Raw genomic sequence first — 15330 nt, 5'->3', positions numbered from 1 at the left:
ACCCATGGCAAAACAACATTCCAACGTCGCCTACCAAGTCATGTGGAACCGAATGATTTCCATCGTCGAAGAGCAGGCGCAAGCACTGGTGCGGACGGCCTTCTCAACTTCCGTGCGTGAAGCGGGCGATTTGTCGGCTGGCGTCTATGACAGCCATGGCCGGATGCTTGCGCAGGCGGTTACGGGCACGCCCGGCCACGTGAATGCAATGGCCGATGCGGTTGCACATTTTATTCGCAAAATTGGTCGCCAGAACATTTTCGAAGGCGATATCTACCTTACCAACGACCCTTGGCAAGGCACGGGCCACTTGCATGACATCACGATGGTCACGCCCTCCTTTTGCAACGGGCTGTTGGTCGGTTTCTTTGCTTGTACAGCGCACGTCGTTGATATCGGCGGACGCGGGCTCGGCGCAGATGCTGCATCTGTCTATGAGGAAGGTCTCTATATTCCGATCATGAAATTCGCGGCTGCGGGCGAAGTGGACAAAACGCTGGTGTCGATTATTCGTGGCAATGTGCGCGAACCCGATCAGATTATTGGCGACGTCTATGCTTTGGCTGCTTGCAATGAAATTGGCCACCGCCGCCTGATCGACATGATGACGGAATTCGAACTGAGCGACCTGGACGGTATTGCAACCTTTATCCTTGAGAATTCACGTCGCGCGACGATTGAACGGATTGCAGCACTACCGCGCAAGTCGGCAACGGGGGAAATGACAGTGGACGGGTTTAGCCATCCGATCACTCTCAAGGTCAAACTCACAATCGAAGCCGACCGCATTATCTCCGATTTCGAGGGAACGTCTGGCTTGGACCGCAAAGGCATCAATTGCCCGCTTGTCTATGCCAAGGCCTATGCGTGTTACGCATTGAAGTGCGCGATCGCGCCCGAAATCCCGAACAACGCGGCATCCTTGGCTCCATTCGAAATCAAGGCACCGGAGAACTGCATCGTTAATGCGCTGCATCCCGCCCCAGTGGCATTGCGTCATATCGTTGGGCATTTTGTACCAGATACGGTTTACAACGCGTTGGACAAAATTTTGCCCAACGTTGTACCGGCCGAGGGTGCAGGCTGTTTGTGCAATTTCCAAGTTTCGCTGCGTCCACGCATGGACGCGCCTGCTCCGGCTGGTGCTATCCGGTCCGAAGTGCTTACCTTCAACTCTGGTGGTTCTGGCGCACGGCCCGCACATGACGGCCTGAATGCGACGGCTTTTCCCTCCGGAGTGATGACAATGCCCGTAGAGGCAACCGAACATGCGGGGCCGGTTATTATCTGGCGCAAAGAATTGCGTTCGGACTCGGGTGGCGCAGGGAAACAACGGGGCGGCTTGGGGCAATACATGGTCGTGGGCGCGCAGGACGGCTATGAGTTCGATTTCCAAGCCATGCTAGATCGGGTCGATCATCCGGCGCGCGGCCGCCGCGGTGGCGGTTCGGGTGCTGCGACAACCATTGGCCAAGATGATGGGAGCAAGATGAAAGGCAAAGGCAAGCAGTTTGTACCGCATGGGCGCAAAGTGATGATGGCCTTCCCTGGTGGCGCGGGGTACGGAAACCCCGACGAGCGGTCAAAAACCCAAGTGATGCGCGACCTCGCCCTTGGGTACATCTCGAGTGAAACCGCAACCAAAGATTATAACTTAAGCGCTGAAGATATCGCATCTGTCGAAGCTGCAGTGCGTAAAGGCGAAGTCGTCTGAGGCGTAAAGGGGCATTGACCACATGGCAAATACCCCACCGCTTCTAAAAGGCCGCAGGCCTTTTTGATGTGCAAAGAGCGATTTTAACGTGCTACGTAGTGGCGAGAACAGGATTGCGGCCCAGAGAATTACGCCATAATGTTTGGCTTCAATAATGTGGGACTACAATGGAACTTACGGGACAAATACTTTCGGGCACTGGGCTACTGAGCCTCTGTGCAATTCTACATGTTGTCCTTGTGTCAAAAAGTGTCGATGCAATCCCGCATTTTTCCAAACGCATTGAGAACTTGAGTTACTCGTGGCGGTTACCAATTTTTGTTGGCGTCACCTTTGTAATGGTGGTCTTTTCCCTCACGCTTCAGGTGTGGATTTGGGCGATTAGTTTTATCTATATTGGTGCCTTTTCCGATTGGCCAACCTCGGTCTATTTTTCCCTCGTGACTTTTACAACCCTTGGCTATGGGGATATCACCTTAGGGCCGGAGCATCGCGTTTTTGCAGCGTTTGCGGCAGTTACGGGCTTGCTCACGTTTGGGATTAGCACCGCTTTTCTAGTAGGGTTGGTTTCCCGCGTCCTTTCGCTTTCACCCGTACTCGACGCTGCAATCCTTAGTAAAAAACAGCCTTGATCGCGTTGCCTGTTGGGTGCCCAATTCCAACTGGCTCTAGGTGGTGATGTCCACAGGGACGCGCGGCCAAAAAAGTTACCTTTTGCCGTAATACAGTCCAACAACGTGCTCGGCTTCTGCGAAAAAGAGCCAGCGCGCCGCAAGCACTCCGGCAACGTGAAAAATCACTGCAAATAGCGCAGCAATGTGACTGTGAGAGAGTGTAAGCAAAACTGCAGGGATGACCGAAAACCCTAAAACTGCGATGACCCTTAATCGCTGAGCGTGCTTGCGCCCAACGACATAGACCATCTCGTTGAGCAGATAATTCCCACCCGTATACGGGGATTCAAAAAGACGAACTTTGCCGAGAAATCCAAGACCTGTGGCGGTTTCCAGCGTTGTTCCGCGCTGGGCAAAGCGGGCATCTCCGAGAATCCAAGCGGTGATTTGTACACCTCCTGCGGCGAGAAGCAGGGGGATCGCGAGGCTAATTCTTCCAGCCAGCAAAGCCCCCCCGATAGGGAAAGCGCCAAAAATAACAGCGTTGTAATTGGATGATTCCACCGGGGAACCGTCGCAAGCTGAGCGTAGATCATGGATGTTGAAAAGACTGTTGTGATCGACAAAAGGGCGCCTATTACTCCCAAAGTTGACCAAAGTTGGTCGAGAAATATCGCGCCAATGGCATAAAGCCCCATCGTCCCAAGGGCGCTCACCGCCAAGATGCCTTCGCGTGAAAGCCAACTAGTGCGCCATTGGGAAAAGGCTCTTAACGCGTTCTTTGGATTGCCGAGGTGAAATGTCGAGGCCACAAGCCCTCCCACCGCGAGCGCATAGGCGATGAAGTAAGACACAAAGGCGATCCAGCCCGTAACTGCAGGCACGCCGAAGCCTAAAAATGTCAGAAGGCCAAAACCGAGGCCCGAAAAAGCGGTGAAAAGGATCACTGAGGGGGCAGGATTCATACGAGTTTCTCCAGTGTTTTATCAAGCCAGCCTAGAAAACCTTTTGGCTCAACGGCAATCGGCGTAAGGAACGGAGCTAGGATATCGATTTCCGTACCAGTGTCTTTTGGTCGAGGAGGAAGGTATTTGTTGACGGGTTTTGTGCCCATTTCCGGCATGAGGTCGAACCCACCCCGCTCAGCCACAAGCTGACTTACAGCGCTGGTTTCATCGGCGAAATCCCCGAAATGCCGTGCGCCTGCGGGGCAGGTGCGCACACAGGCGGGTTCGCGGTCTTCCTCGGGAAGGTTTTCATTGTAAATACGGTCTACACAGAGCGTGCATTTCTTCATTACACCCGCCGCTTTGTCGAGTTCGCGTGCGCCATATGGGCAGGCCCACGCGCAGAGGCCACAACCGATACAGGAGTCCTCATTGACTAAAACGATGCCATCCTCGACGCGTTTGTAGCTCGCACCTGTTGGACAAACCGTGACACAGGGTGCATCCTCGCAGTGTAAACAGGACTTGGGGAAATGTACGGTTTTGGCGGTGCCAACTTCGGGCTGTACCTCGAAAGTGTGCACTCGATTGAGGAACGTTCCTTGGGGATCTGCGCCATAGGCGTCTTGGTCGGACAGAGGCGCGCCGTAGTTTTCGGTGTTCCACCCTTTGCATGATATGACGCAAGCGTGGCACCCGACACAGGTATCAAGGTCAATTACGAGGCCAAGTTTGCGCTCGGTTTTCTGCGGTAATGCGGTCATTTCCCCACCTTCCACGTTAGGTTTTTCGGGCCTCGTCCAACAGGGGACTTGATCGGTGGAAAAGTGGGCTGCGCGTTCTGTGGCGGCGCGGTTTTTTCCAACCGAACTTTCAGGTCAAACCACGCGGCTTGGCCGGTGACGGGATCAGAGTTCGCCCAGCGAAGTCCGTCCCCTTTTGGGGGCAGTAATTCGTGGATCAAATGGTTGAGCAAAAACCCTTTGGTTGCCTCCGGCGCATCCTCATCCAATGCCCAAGTGCCCTTCCGCTTACCAATCGCATTCCATGTCCAGATCGTGTGCTCATTGAGGGCCGCATGGAGTGCAACGGGAGCTACTATCTCGCCATGAGGGGAGGTGACTCGCGCCCAATCTCCCTCAGAAAACCCGTGTTCCGCCCATATTTTTGTCGGTAGATACAATGGGTTACGCCCATGAATCTGACGCAGCCATGCGTTTTGCGACCCCCAACTGTGGTACATAGCCATCGGGCGTTGCGTGAGGGCATGGATGGGGTATTGATCGCCGCTTTGTGCCGACTCTGTCCATGTGGGGAGGGGCCGCATCGCATTGTGCACTTGTTGCCGCAGATGTTCGGGCGGTTGTCGCTCGCCGTGCCCTTCGGCGGCCAATTGGAAGCGGCGCATGGGTTCAGAATAGAGTGAAAACAGAAAGGGTTGCGGGCTGTCAAAGAGGCCCATCCCAACAGCCCAATCTTGGTATTCGGTGTTCCATGGTTTGTAGTAGGAGGCGGGTTTGGGAATATGCGTGACCGAAAAACCGCCGTTTTCAATGTAGCGATCAAGTTGCGCTGGATTAACTTCACCACGACCCTGTTGCGTACCGTCGCCACGGAATCCCGACAGCGGGCCAATGCCCGGTTTGCGTTCGTGATTAACGATATAGTCGGCGTAATCGGCGAATTTCTGGCTCCCGTCCTCGTTGACGAAATTGGGCAATCCAAGGCGTGCGCCCAAATCACAGAGGACCGATTGAAATCCGCGCACATCGCGATCAGGTTCGATAACAGGCCACCGAATGGCATCTGCCGCAGCGTCCGCTTCGCTTATGGGACGGTCCAAAAGCGAGATGCAATCGTGGCGCTCAAGGTAGGTTGTATCGGGCAAAATGAGGTCGGCATAGGCGACCATTTCGCTCGAATAAGCATCGGAATAAATGATGTTGGGTATGACGTATTCGCCATTCTCGTCCGTGTCCGTCAGCATCTTAATGACGCCACTTGTGTTCATCGACGAATTCCACGCCATATTAGCCATGTACAAGAAGAGCGTGTCAATTTTGTAGGGGTCGCCCGCGTGGGCGTTTGAAATGACCATATGCATAAGGCCATGAGAAGACATTGGATTTTCCCACGTGAAGGCTTTGTCAATGCGGGCGGCACTCCCGTCGGGGCGCAGCGCGAGATCTTCTGGCCCATGGACAAAACCGAGGTGCGGGCCATCAAGGGGCGCATCTGGTTTCGCGTTGCAATGTGGCTTGGGATGCGCCTCGAAGGGCTTGGGGTAGGGGGGCTTGAAGCGAAAGCCTCCCGGTACTTCAACGCTTCCCAAGATGATTTGCAAGATGTGGAGGGCGCGACACGTCTGGAAGCCATTGGCATGGGCCGAAATACCCCGCATGGCATGAAACGAGACGGGGCGACCGATCATTTCGCTATGTTTTTCACCTCTAAAATCAGTCCATGCAATGGGGAGGGTGATTGCCTCCTCAAAGGCCACATGGGCCAATTCGGCGGCAATCCTGCGGATAGTTTCCGCAGGTATCCCGCAACGTTCCGTTACATTCTCCGGCGCATATTCGTCGACCATATAGGTTTCGGCCAATTGGTGGAATACAGGGTGATGGGTAATGCCAGACTTACGATAGGTGGCGGAAAGATCGGGTTGAACACCTTGCTTATCGAAGGCGGTCGGTTTTTTTGTGGCACGATCAATAACCAACATTTTTCCGTTTCCGTCGCGCATCAGCAAGCCAAACTCAGCGGATTTCGGATCGCAATTCAACAACACCGGCGCGTTCGTATATTGCGCGAGATAGTGTAGGTCGATCTTTCCAGCCATCAGCAATTCGCGGATAAGGGACATGATGAACAGGCCATCTGTGCCCGGTGTGATGCCAATCCATTCGTCGGCAATCGCGTTGTATCCAGAACGGATGGGATTGACGCCAATGACCTTCGCACCTCGTTTCTTCAGCTTCCCAAGGCCCATTTTGAGCGGGTTGCTGTCATGATCTTCGGCCACACCAAAAAGCATGAACATTTTGGTGTGGTCCCAATCGGGTTGGCCAAATTCCCAAAAAGCACCCCCGATAGTATAGATGCCTGCAGTCGCCATATTAACGGAACAAAAACCACCGTGGGCCGCGTAATTTGGGGTGCCATAAGCCTGTGCCCAAAAGGAGGTAAAGCTCTGGGACTGATCGCGGCCTGTAAAAAACGCCAGTTTCTCCGGAGCGTCTTTGCGAATTTCCCCAAGGCGTTTGGTTGCGATTTCTAGGGCCTCGTCCCAACTGATCTCTTCGAATTCGCCAGATCCGCGCGGCCCAACCCGTTTGAGGGGGGTGCGTAGGCGTGAAGGGGCGTTAATTTGCATGATCCCCGCCGACCCTTTGGCGCAAAGGACCCCTTTGTTGACGGGGTGGTCGCGGTTGCCCTCAATATAGGCGACTTTTCCGTCTTTCATGTGGACGTCAATCCCGCAGCGGCAAGCGCACATGTAGCAGGTTGTATTGCGGACTTCGTCTGAGACTTTTGGAGATGTGTCAATTTGGGGTTGATGGGTCATCGAGAATACCTCCATAGCTGAAAATCAATAGAATTGAATTTCATCAAGAAGGGAAGATTGTTTCCCAATTGTTTGGTTTAAACGGGAAAATAGTTCCGAATTGGCAGATGCAAATAGAATAGATGTGCCGCCAGATCTGGCTAAATTTTTAGTTTTGCCTTCGCCGCCTTCAACGCTTGGCGAAATTTTGGCCCTCGATTTTGTGCGAGAACATATTCACACAGGCGCACAACCAGATCGTGCCGCCCACGAGACTGCACACGGCCCAGCAATTCACGTTTGTACCGCATGCTCTCTCGGCGCGCGCGCATTCTCTCATAGAACTTCGGTTCCGTTAGGGTGCCATCGACACAATCCTGAATGATAGGTTTCAACAAGCCGAGAGAAATCCAAAAGCTTGCGATCCGATGCCCCAAGTATCGGCATTTAAATTTCTGCACATTCGGGCCTTGGAAAAGGCTGGCATGCATCGCGTCTAAGGCTTCAGTGGGATCGTAGAATAAATAGACATTTTCGGCGGCTGAAGTCATTTCCGGCGCATAGCCATAGCGGGTGGTGTAATCGCGCCGCCATGCCTTTTTGTAGCGCGTTTCCCAGCTTGCGATTTGGCGGTCGAGTGTGGCCTGCGGGCTTATGGCGATGACTGTGGATTTTGGCGCGGCGGAACTGAAGGCACAGGCGGCATAGGCCCCCATTGACGCGCCGTAAAACACAACCTTATCAAAGCTTTCAAAGAAACCTTCGTCGCGCAAACGGTCAAAGAAATCATATATGGATTCATCGCGATACCACGACCATGTGTGCGCCATCATCCCAAGGAATGACCAGCCACGATCTTCGACAAAATTGAAACCCCAAGGCATGCGTGACTCGGAGTTTTCATAGACGTGATCTAGGTTTTCGAAGGTTACAATGAGGGTCGCGCCACGTCGTACAAAAAGCGCGGTATGCTCGTCTCCGATGTCTTCGTAAAATCCCTCGGCATCCCCCATGGCTTTCATGTGTGCGCGCCAATCCTTGCGACTCATGTCCGATTTGTCCACCTGTGCCAGGGCTACCGTGTCTGCTTCCTCGGGTATTGTTTTCGCTTTGGGGGCCATTTTTAAACTTTCTGACAGGCGCTAAAGCGTCGAGCTTAAATATTGAATCGATAGGATTCCGTTGAGTTCAGTTTTGTGATTCACTCTGGTTGGGAGGATGGATCATGTCAGCAGCATTACCGATGGCGCTTCGGGCGCGGTTTCAAGAGTACATTGAGGAAGGGTTGAGCGGTCGTGCGGCGGCGGCGCGTTTGAAGGTTTCGGCGGCCACGGGCGTTCGCTGGCTTCGCAGAATCCGTGAGCGAGGCAATGCCACACCGGATGTCCAAGGGCGACCAAAAGGACACGGAAAGCTCGCGCTCCACCGTGAGTTTCTTGTAGAGTTGGTCGCGCAGGATGGTGACATCACACTGCCAGAACTGGCCGGAGCGCTGAAGGCCGCCACGGGTGTTGTTGCCCATTCTGCATCTATCGGACGGTTCCTGCGCAAACTTGGTTACACGTACAAAAAAAGTCACTGGTGGCCACCGAGCGGCTCCGCGCCCATGTGAAGCTGCGTCGTCGGGACTGGTTCCGGTACCGTATTCCGGCAATGCAAGCGCATCCTGAACGGCTCGTCTTCATAGACGAGACGTCAGTAAAAACCAATCTGACCCGACTACGTGGGCGCAGTCTATGCGGAAAGCGTCTGGAAATGGACGCACCGTTTGGGGCGTGGGGCACTCAGACGTTCATTGCAGGCCTGACGCAAGATAACCTGATTGCACCATGGGTCATCAAGGGGGCGATGGATGGTGAGGCGTTTGAAGTCTACGTCCGCAATGTCCTTGCCCCGGAACTGCGACCAGGCACTGTCGTCATTTGCGACAACCTTGCCACCCATTACAACAAGGCGGCTGCAGAAGCCTTGCGGGAAGTCGGGTGCTGGTTCCTCTACCTGCCGCCGTACTCACCCGATCTCAACCCCATTGAAATGGCCTTCTCAAAACTCAAAGCCCACCTTCGAAGGATCGGAGCCAGAACATTTGACCAGATGTTCGATGCCCTCGCCAAAATTTGCAATCTCTTCACGCCAGACGAATGCTGGAACTTCTTTTGTGAGGCGGGATACGGATCAAGTTAAAAGCTCGATGCTTTAGTGCACTGTTTCGCCTTTTTCCACGGTGAAAAAGAAGTCTTCGGGGTGATCTTGCATGACAATGTTATCCGGCACAACTTCTGGCCCCGAAAGGAATACATTTGCCCCGAAATACGCATGCATTTTTGACATTCTCTGCATGCGCTCCCCAGTCAACTCTTGGTAAAACTTTGCGTAGTTGTCGGTCGCGCGCAAAGCATCTATTTTCTCGCGATGCCTTTTGACCGAGAATTCATGCGCGGCGCGGATATCTGGGTCGGCCATAAGCCGATCAAACTCGGCCTTGGCGGCGGGCAAATTTTGATGAATTTGGGTGTTGTGCTCGGCGTTGTTGTTCATACGAAACCAATAGGCAAGCCCTTGGTCGCGGTCCACGTGATTGACCCGTCCGCGATCCCGTTTCACAAGGAAACTCTCGGCGGACCTCACCGCATAATGGTTGAGCGTCACGAGGTCATAGCCATAGGTTTCAGGTGTACTGCGCCAGCCATTTCGGAACATTTTACTGGGGAGGGGCGCGCCTGAGCCATTGACCCACTTGATTTGTTCCCAAAGCTGTGGCCGCAACCCCTTGGGGCGATGTACGCCAAGTTTTTTGAAAATCCCAATGGTGCGGAACAACGTTTTGAAGCCCCATGCTTGATGCGGTTTGCGAATAAATTCTGGCGCACAGGAATTGAACTGTTCTGTGATAAAACCGTCCTTGAATTCATGCACATTGTCGTTGCCAAAAAGCCGCCAAGTCATTGAAATCATGTTCGCATCTTTGACGGCATAAAAAAGATCCGCGAGCTTGCCTTTCCCAACATGGATTGTAATAAATTCATCGACGTCGATACAGGTCACCCAATCGGCATTTTTGATTTGCGGCTCGGATTCTGCGGCCTGAAGGGCGGCGTGTTGGGGCTTTAGTCCGCTTTCCTTAAAAGGATTGTCGCGGTGCTGAAGCTCGCCTTTTTCCTGTAGAACGTCGAGCAAAGTATCGGTGCCATCGTCGCAATCGTTAGTGTAAACAAGCAGTTCATCGACGCCAATGGATTTGTGATATGCGACCCATTCCAATATAAACGGGCCTTCATTTTTCATCGTGGTTACAATGGCCGAAGTGTTGGTGTGCACGGTTTTAGCGGACTTTTGCACGGGGACACGAACTGGCTTGTGGTTGAAATGCTCCTCGGCAGTTTTCAGTAAGTCGGCGTCCTCAACCAGACTGGTTTTTGGAACAATTTCACTGACGGTTTCACAATGATGCCGCAGGGCCATGCAGCGAAAGAACTGTGCAGTATCCTGTGGTGCGGCCTCCGCGCCGACAACCCGCGCGAGGCGCCAAATTCGATCAATCCCAACGCGCGACAAATCAATCGCCCAGCGGCGATTGGCCTTTTGTGCATCAAATTGCCGACAGATATGGTCGCCAAAACTTGGTTTTGTCCCCTTGCGCAATCGCCAAGGATAACAGCGTTGTCCGAGCAACAGGAGCGCCCCTGTTTCACTCTTTTGAACCGCATCAAAAATGGTGCCGTCAGGGATTGGCGTGAGCATGTCATAGCATTCGAGGCTTACCACCGCGCGGGCCTGTGAAAGGAAGCGAGTTTTCAAAAGCTCATAAATCAGCATATCCCCAAGAGGCGCACGCCATGGATCGGCCGGTGGAATTTCCATTCGGTCCTTACCGGGAGCGTCGGGGGCATTAAAAGCATGGCCCTCATCAGGCAGATTTTTTGCGCCAAGGGGCACGGGGCTGTTCACCAAAACAAGGGATTTTAAACCTGCAACAGGATTGTTTTTAAGCTTATTAGCAAAGCTATCATCTGCCTCTGGTTCGGCGCGATCTAGTATAATCACACCTTCTGCGCCATGGACCGTGACGTGATACTCGAGCCAAGCCAAAACCGTTTCAGCGCTCTCCCCATTGCGCTGCGCCATAATGGTATTGAGGCCTGCAAAAAGCTCTGGTTCGGGTTTGTTGGGGGTCACAGGCAAGCGCTGGCCGATAAGGGGAAGCGGCGGGTTCGTGAGGCTTTTGGGGGCGTGGGCAATCGACAATAGGCCGCCACCGATGCTGCGGTTGGATTTAAAGCGATAGTCCTTGAGGGGCGCGATTATTTCAACGGGTGTGCCGGATTGAAAATAGAACCGCAGTTCCTGTCCCTCGTCCATGTCAATTGAGACGGCATCCAGCAGTGTGACACTGCCAGCTTGGCAGCCCAAAAGGCTGCGATGATGAAAAACACTCATGTTTTGCCCGTCTTCGATTGCGCTTGGGGTTTAGGCCCAGCTTGCTAGATAACCTACGGTTTGATGCAGGCAAACTCTATATGCAACAAGTCTAACAAATCGGTAACGGCTTGGTCCACCGCCCATATTCTTCGGGCGGTGGGTGAAGGTTTTCGCGCAACAGGCAGGTAGTTTAGAAGCAAGCCTCAAACAAGGCGCGCGTGTTTTCCGGCGTCATTTCTACCGGATTTCCCCCTGTCGATGGGTCGATCAACGCTCCCTGAACAAGCTTGTCCATATCTGGGTTTGTGATGCCCATTTCGGTCAGGCTCGCAGGGATTTTCAAGCCAGCATTGAGCGTTCCGACATAGTCGTAAAAGCCGTCAAAGCCACCCTCGATGCCAAGATAGCGTGCCGCCGCGTTGATGCGATCTTCAATCTCCACACGGTTCATGCGCAATACAGGTTGCATCACGACGGCGTTGGTTGTGCCGTGGTGCGTGTTGTACATCGCGCCGATTGGGTGGCTTAACGCGTGAATGGCGCCAAGACCTTTTTGGAAAGCTGTTGCCCCCATCATCGCCGCTGACATCATATGCGCACGTGCCTCAAGGTCGTTTGGCTTGGTGAAAGCCGTCATGAGGTTTTCTTTCACCAAACGCATCCCTTCCAGCGCAATGCCTTGGCTCATTGGGTGGTAATGTGGTGAAGAATAGGCTTCGAGACAATGCGCGAACGCATCCATTCCTGTGCCTGCCGTGATGAACGCGGGCATGCCCGTTGTCAGCTCTGGATCGCAAATAACGATGGCTGGCAAGATTTTAGGGTGAAAAATGATCTTCTTTTCATGGGTTACAGAATTGGTGATCACCGAGGCGCGGCCCACTTCAGAGCCTGTTCCTGCAGTTGTGGGAACCGCGATGATCGGTGCGATTCCAGCGGGGTCGGCGCGGGTCCACCAGTCTCCAATGTCCTCAAAATCCCAAAGCGGACGAGTTTGGCCAGACATGAACGCAATCACTTTGCCAAGGTCGAGGCCAGAGCCGCCACCAAAGGCAATAACGCCGTCATGGCTGCCCGCGCGATACACCGCTAGGCCTGCTTCTGCGTTGATTTCATTTGGGTTGGGATCAACATCGGAGAAAAGCCCTCGTCCAAGGCCTGCGGCCTCAAGTTGATCGAGAGCCGCCGTAGTGATCGGTAGGTTCGCGAGGCCTTTGTCGGTGACAAGCAGGGGGTTTTTCATCCCTGTAGCCTTGCAAGCCTCCGCGAGTTCACTGATGCGGCCAGCGCCGAATTTGATTGTGGTTGGGTAGGACCAATTGCCAGTTAAGTTCATGACATTTATGCCTTTTTAAGGTGGTAAGATTTAGGGCGTGTAAGGTTATGATACCCAATGACCGAGAGGCCGCCGCCGCGACCTGTGTCTTTGCAACCTGTCCAGCAAAGACCTGGATCAAGGTAATCCGCACGGTTCATAAACACAGTTCCGGTTTCGATTTGGTCGCCAATTCGGGCCGCGCGATCAATGTCTTTGGTCCAAAGACTTGCGGTTAGGCCAAAGTTGCTGTCGTTCATCAGGGCGATCGCCTCGGCATCGTCTTTGACGGACATAATGCCGACAACGGGTCCAAAACTTTCGTCGCGCATGACGCGCATATCGTGAGTCACATTGGTGAGGATTTGCGGCATGAGATAGGCGCCACCGTCGTCCTGTGGGAAAAGCGCAGGGTCGATCAATGCTGTTGCACCTGCGGCGATGGCTTCTTCAGTTTGCGCGCGGACTTCGGCGGCAAAACGGGTGTGGGCCATGGGGCCGAGGGTCGTGCTTTCTTCAAGGGGATTGCCAAGTTTGTAAGCAGAAACAATCGCCACAGCTTTTTCGACAAAGGCGTCGTACAGGCTCTCGTGGATGTAAATCCTCTCGATCCCACAGCAACATTGACCAGAGTTGAACATTGCTCCATCGATGAGCGTATCAACGGCGGCGTCGAGGTCCGCGTCGTCCATCACATAGCCAGGATCTTTACCGCCCAACTCAAGGCCGACACCAGTAAAGGTGCCTGCTGCTGCGCGCTCCATAGCTTGGCCGCCGCCAACGGATCCCGTGAAATTCACAAAGCCAAAGCACTTGGCGGCGATGAGGTCGCTGGTTGTTGAATGGTCTAGGAATACGTTTTGGAACACGTCCTCAGGAATGCCCACGCTGTGGAAAGCTGCAGCCATGCGTTCGCCCACAAGCAGGGTTTGGCTCGCGTGTTTGAGCATGACGGCGTTGCCTGCGATGAGAGCGGGCGCGACCGTATTGATCGCGGTCATATAGGGGTAGTTCCATGGGGCCACGACCAAAACCACGCCATGCGGCACGCGTTTGATATAGCGTTTGAACTGGGCATCTTCGCCAACTGCGATGTCCGCGAGAGCGTCTTTGGCAATCGTGGCCATGTAGCTTGCGCGTTCGTTGAAGCCGCCGAATTCACCACCATAGCGCACGGGGCGACCCATTTGGTGGGCGATTTCAAGAACGATTTCGTCGTTCATTGCACCAACGGCAGCAACGCCAGCCATGACCAAGGCGCTGCGCTCACTCAAAGGGCGTGCGGCCCATTCGATTTGCGCCGCACGGGCGCGCGCAACGGCGGCCTCTGCTTGGGATTGGGTCAGGACTGGGCGCTCGGCATAAAGCGACCCGTCGATGGGAGAGATACATTTCACTGTGTTTGTCATGTTTAGGCTCTTTCAAATCCGCGAGCGATTTCGTAATCGGTCACGATGCGGTCAAATTCTTCAATTTCCCACGTAGCACAGCGGGTATAGTGATCTACGACGTCGTCGCCAAAGGCTTCTCGCAGCATCACAGAGTTCGTAAGAGTTTTGGCGGCGTCGCGCAGAGTTTGCGGAATCTCGGGGCCGTCGCTGTCTCCATATGTGTCGCCTTTGGCGGGGGCTGCAAGGGGAAGATTTTCCTCCATGCCCTTGATCCCGGCAGCGAGTTGACAGGCGAGCGCAAGGTAGGGATTTAGGTCGCTCCCACCGATGCGGCATTCCACGCGCACAGACTTGGAGCCTGCGCCACAAAGGCGGAAACCAGCGGTGCGATTGTCCACGGACCAGACGGATTTGGTGGGGGCGAACATACCTTTTTGGAAGCGTTTGTAGCTGTTGATATAGGGAGCGAGGAAGTAGGTTACGTCGGGCGCATATTTCAACAGGCCGCCCATGTAGGCACGCATCATATCAGACATGCCAAGCTCGGCATCGGGATCAAAAAACGCGTTCTTGCCATCTTTCCAAAGCGACTGATGCACATGCGAGGAGGAGCCAACGAGGTCGCGCGAAACTTTGGAAAGGAAGCTGACGGCGTGGCCCTTTTGCCAAGCGATTTCTTTGACCGCATGTTTGGCAATGGTGTGAAATTCGGCGCAATTCATAGCTTCGGAATACTTGATGTTGAGCTCTTCTTGGCCCGCCTCGGCCTCGCCTTTGGTGCTCTCAATCGGAATGCCCGCAGCATAGAGATGGTTGCGAATGGGGCGCATCACATGCTCTTCTTTGGTGGTTTGCAGGATGTGGTAATCTTCGTTGTAGGCCGAGATCGGTGTCAAATCGCGGAAACCGGATTTGGAAATCTCTTCAAAGCTTTTCTCAAACAAGAAGAACTCAAGCTCGGTGGCCATGATTGCCGTGAAGCCCATGTCTTGAAGGCGCGCGACCTGCTTTTTCAAAATGGCACGCGGGGAATGGGGAATGGGATTGTTATGGTGATCGAGCACGTCACAAAGTACCATGACGGTGCTGTCGAGCCACGGCATAGGGCGGATGGAGCTCAGATCGGGCTTCATCACATAGTCGCCATAGCCAGACTCCCAGCTGGTGGAGGCAAACCCATCGGGCGTGGCCATTTCGAGGTCAGTGGCGAGCAGGTAATTACAACAATGGGTCTCGTCATAGGCGGAGTCCACAAAGTGTTGTGCGAGAAAACGCTTGCCCATGAGACGGCCCTGCATGTCCACAAGACAAACCAGAACTGTATCAACTGTGCCAGCGGCGACAGCGGTTTTAAGAGCTTCAAAACTTAGCATTTTCGTATCC

The 15330-nt window shown here is 53.9% G+C and carries 10 protein-coding genes and 1 pseudogene; 3 read left to right on the top strand and 8 right to left on the bottom strand.

What is annotated here, in order from left to right:
• Nucleotides 1-4: 4 nt before the first annotated feature.
• Both RC74_RS03970 and RC74_RS03965 read left to right on the top strand, forming a co-directional pair.
• Nucleotides 5-1714 (top strand): hydantoinase B/oxoprolinase family protein, encoded by a 1710-nt coding sequence (locus tag RC74_RS03970; RefSeq protein ID WP_039001020.1) that lies wholly within the window; start codon nucleotides 5-7, stop codon nucleotides 1712-1714.
• A gap of 167 nt (nucleotides 1715-1881) precedes the next feature.
• Nucleotides 1882-2346 (top strand): potassium channel family protein, encoded by a 465-nt coding sequence (locus tag RC74_RS03965; RefSeq protein ID WP_039001019.1) that lies wholly within the window; start codon nucleotides 1882-1884, stop codon nucleotides 2344-2346.
• Nucleotides 2347-2421: 75 nt separating this feature from the next.
• Here the strand turns inward: RC74_RS03965 and RC74_RS03960 are convergent.
• The 4 genes and pseudogenes from RC74_RS03960 to RC74_RS03945 all read right to left on the bottom strand — a co-directional run bounded on the left by RC74_RS03960 (nucleotide 2422) and on the right by RC74_RS03945 (nucleotide 7943).
• A pseudogene (locus tag RC74_RS03960) lies at nucleotides 2422-3293 on the bottom strand (dimethyl sulfoxide reductase anchor subunit family protein).
• Nucleotides 3290-4039, bottom strand: a complete 750-nt coding sequence (locus RC74_RS03955; protein ID WP_039001017.1) for a 4Fe-4S dicluster domain-containing protein — start codon at nucleotides 4037-4039, stop codon at nucleotides 3290-3292. Before RC74_RS03955 ends, RC74_RS03960 begins: the two are co-directional and overlap by 4 nt.
• Complete coding sequence (locus RC74_RS03950) at nucleotides 4036-6843, bottom strand: molybdopterin oxidoreductase family protein (RefSeq protein ID WP_039001016.1); 2808 nt, start codon at nucleotides 6841-6843, stop codon at nucleotides 4036-4038. Before RC74_RS03950 ends, RC74_RS03955 begins: the two co-directional genes overlap by 4 nt.
• 140 nt (nucleotides 6844-6983) lie before the next feature.
• The gene (locus tag RC74_RS03945) at nucleotides 6984-7943 is read right to left on the bottom strand and encodes an alpha/beta hydrolase (RefSeq protein ID WP_052274677.1); all 960 of its coding nucleotides are present in this window, start codon (nucleotides 7941-7943) and stop codon (nucleotides 6984-6986) included.
• Between the two features lie 104 nt (nucleotides 7944-8047).
• On the opposite strand from RC74_RS03945, the gene RC74_RS21590 reads away from it, so the two are divergent.
• A protein-coding gene (locus RC74_RS21590; protein WP_156477400.1) for an IS630 family transposase occupies nucleotides 8048-9006 on the top strand; the annotation gives its coding sequence in 2 pieces (ribosomal slippage) (nucleotides 8048-8389 and nucleotides 8392-9006; 957 coding nt in all).
• Nucleotides 9007-9018: 12 nt separating this feature from the next.
• Here RC74_RS21590 and RC74_RS03930 read toward each other — a convergent pair.
• The 4 genes from RC74_RS03930 to RC74_RS03915 all read right to left on the bottom strand — a co-directional run bounded on the left by RC74_RS03930 (nucleotide 9019) and on the right by RC74_RS03915 (nucleotide 15320).
• A complete protein-coding gene (locus RC74_RS03930) occupies nucleotides 9019-11259 on the bottom strand; it encodes a glycosyltransferase family 2 protein (RefSeq protein ID WP_052274757.1) in 2241 nt (746 codons plus the stop codon).
• A 172-nt stretch (nucleotides 11260-11431) separates the two neighbouring features.
• Nucleotides 11432-12577 (bottom strand): iron-containing alcohol dehydrogenase, encoded by a 1146-nt coding sequence (locus RC74_RS03925; protein WP_039001602.1) that lies wholly within the window; start codon nucleotides 12575-12577, stop codon nucleotides 11432-11434.
• Between the two features lie 5 nt (nucleotides 12578-12582).
• Nucleotides 12583-13965, bottom strand: coding sequence for an aldehyde dehydrogenase family protein (locus RC74_RS03920; protein WP_039001603.1), 1383 nt, complete (start codon nucleotides 13963-13965; stop codon nucleotides 12583-12585).
• 2 nt (nucleotides 13966-13967) lie between these two features.
• Entirely contained in the window at nucleotides 13968-15320 is a 1353-nt protein-coding gene (locus tag RC74_RS03915) for a glutamine synthetase family protein (RefSeq protein WP_039001604.1), read from the bottom strand.
• Between the last annotated feature and the right edge of the window lie 10 nt (nucleotides 15321-15330).

The organism is Falsihalocynthiibacter arcticus (assembly GCF_000812665.2).
GTDB lineage: Bacteria > Pseudomonadota > Alphaproteobacteria > Rhodobacterales > Rhodobacteraceae > Falsihalocynthiibacter > Falsihalocynthiibacter arcticus.
Note: the sequence above shows the minus strand (reverse complement) of the source record. Positions and strands in the feature narration are given on the sequence as shown.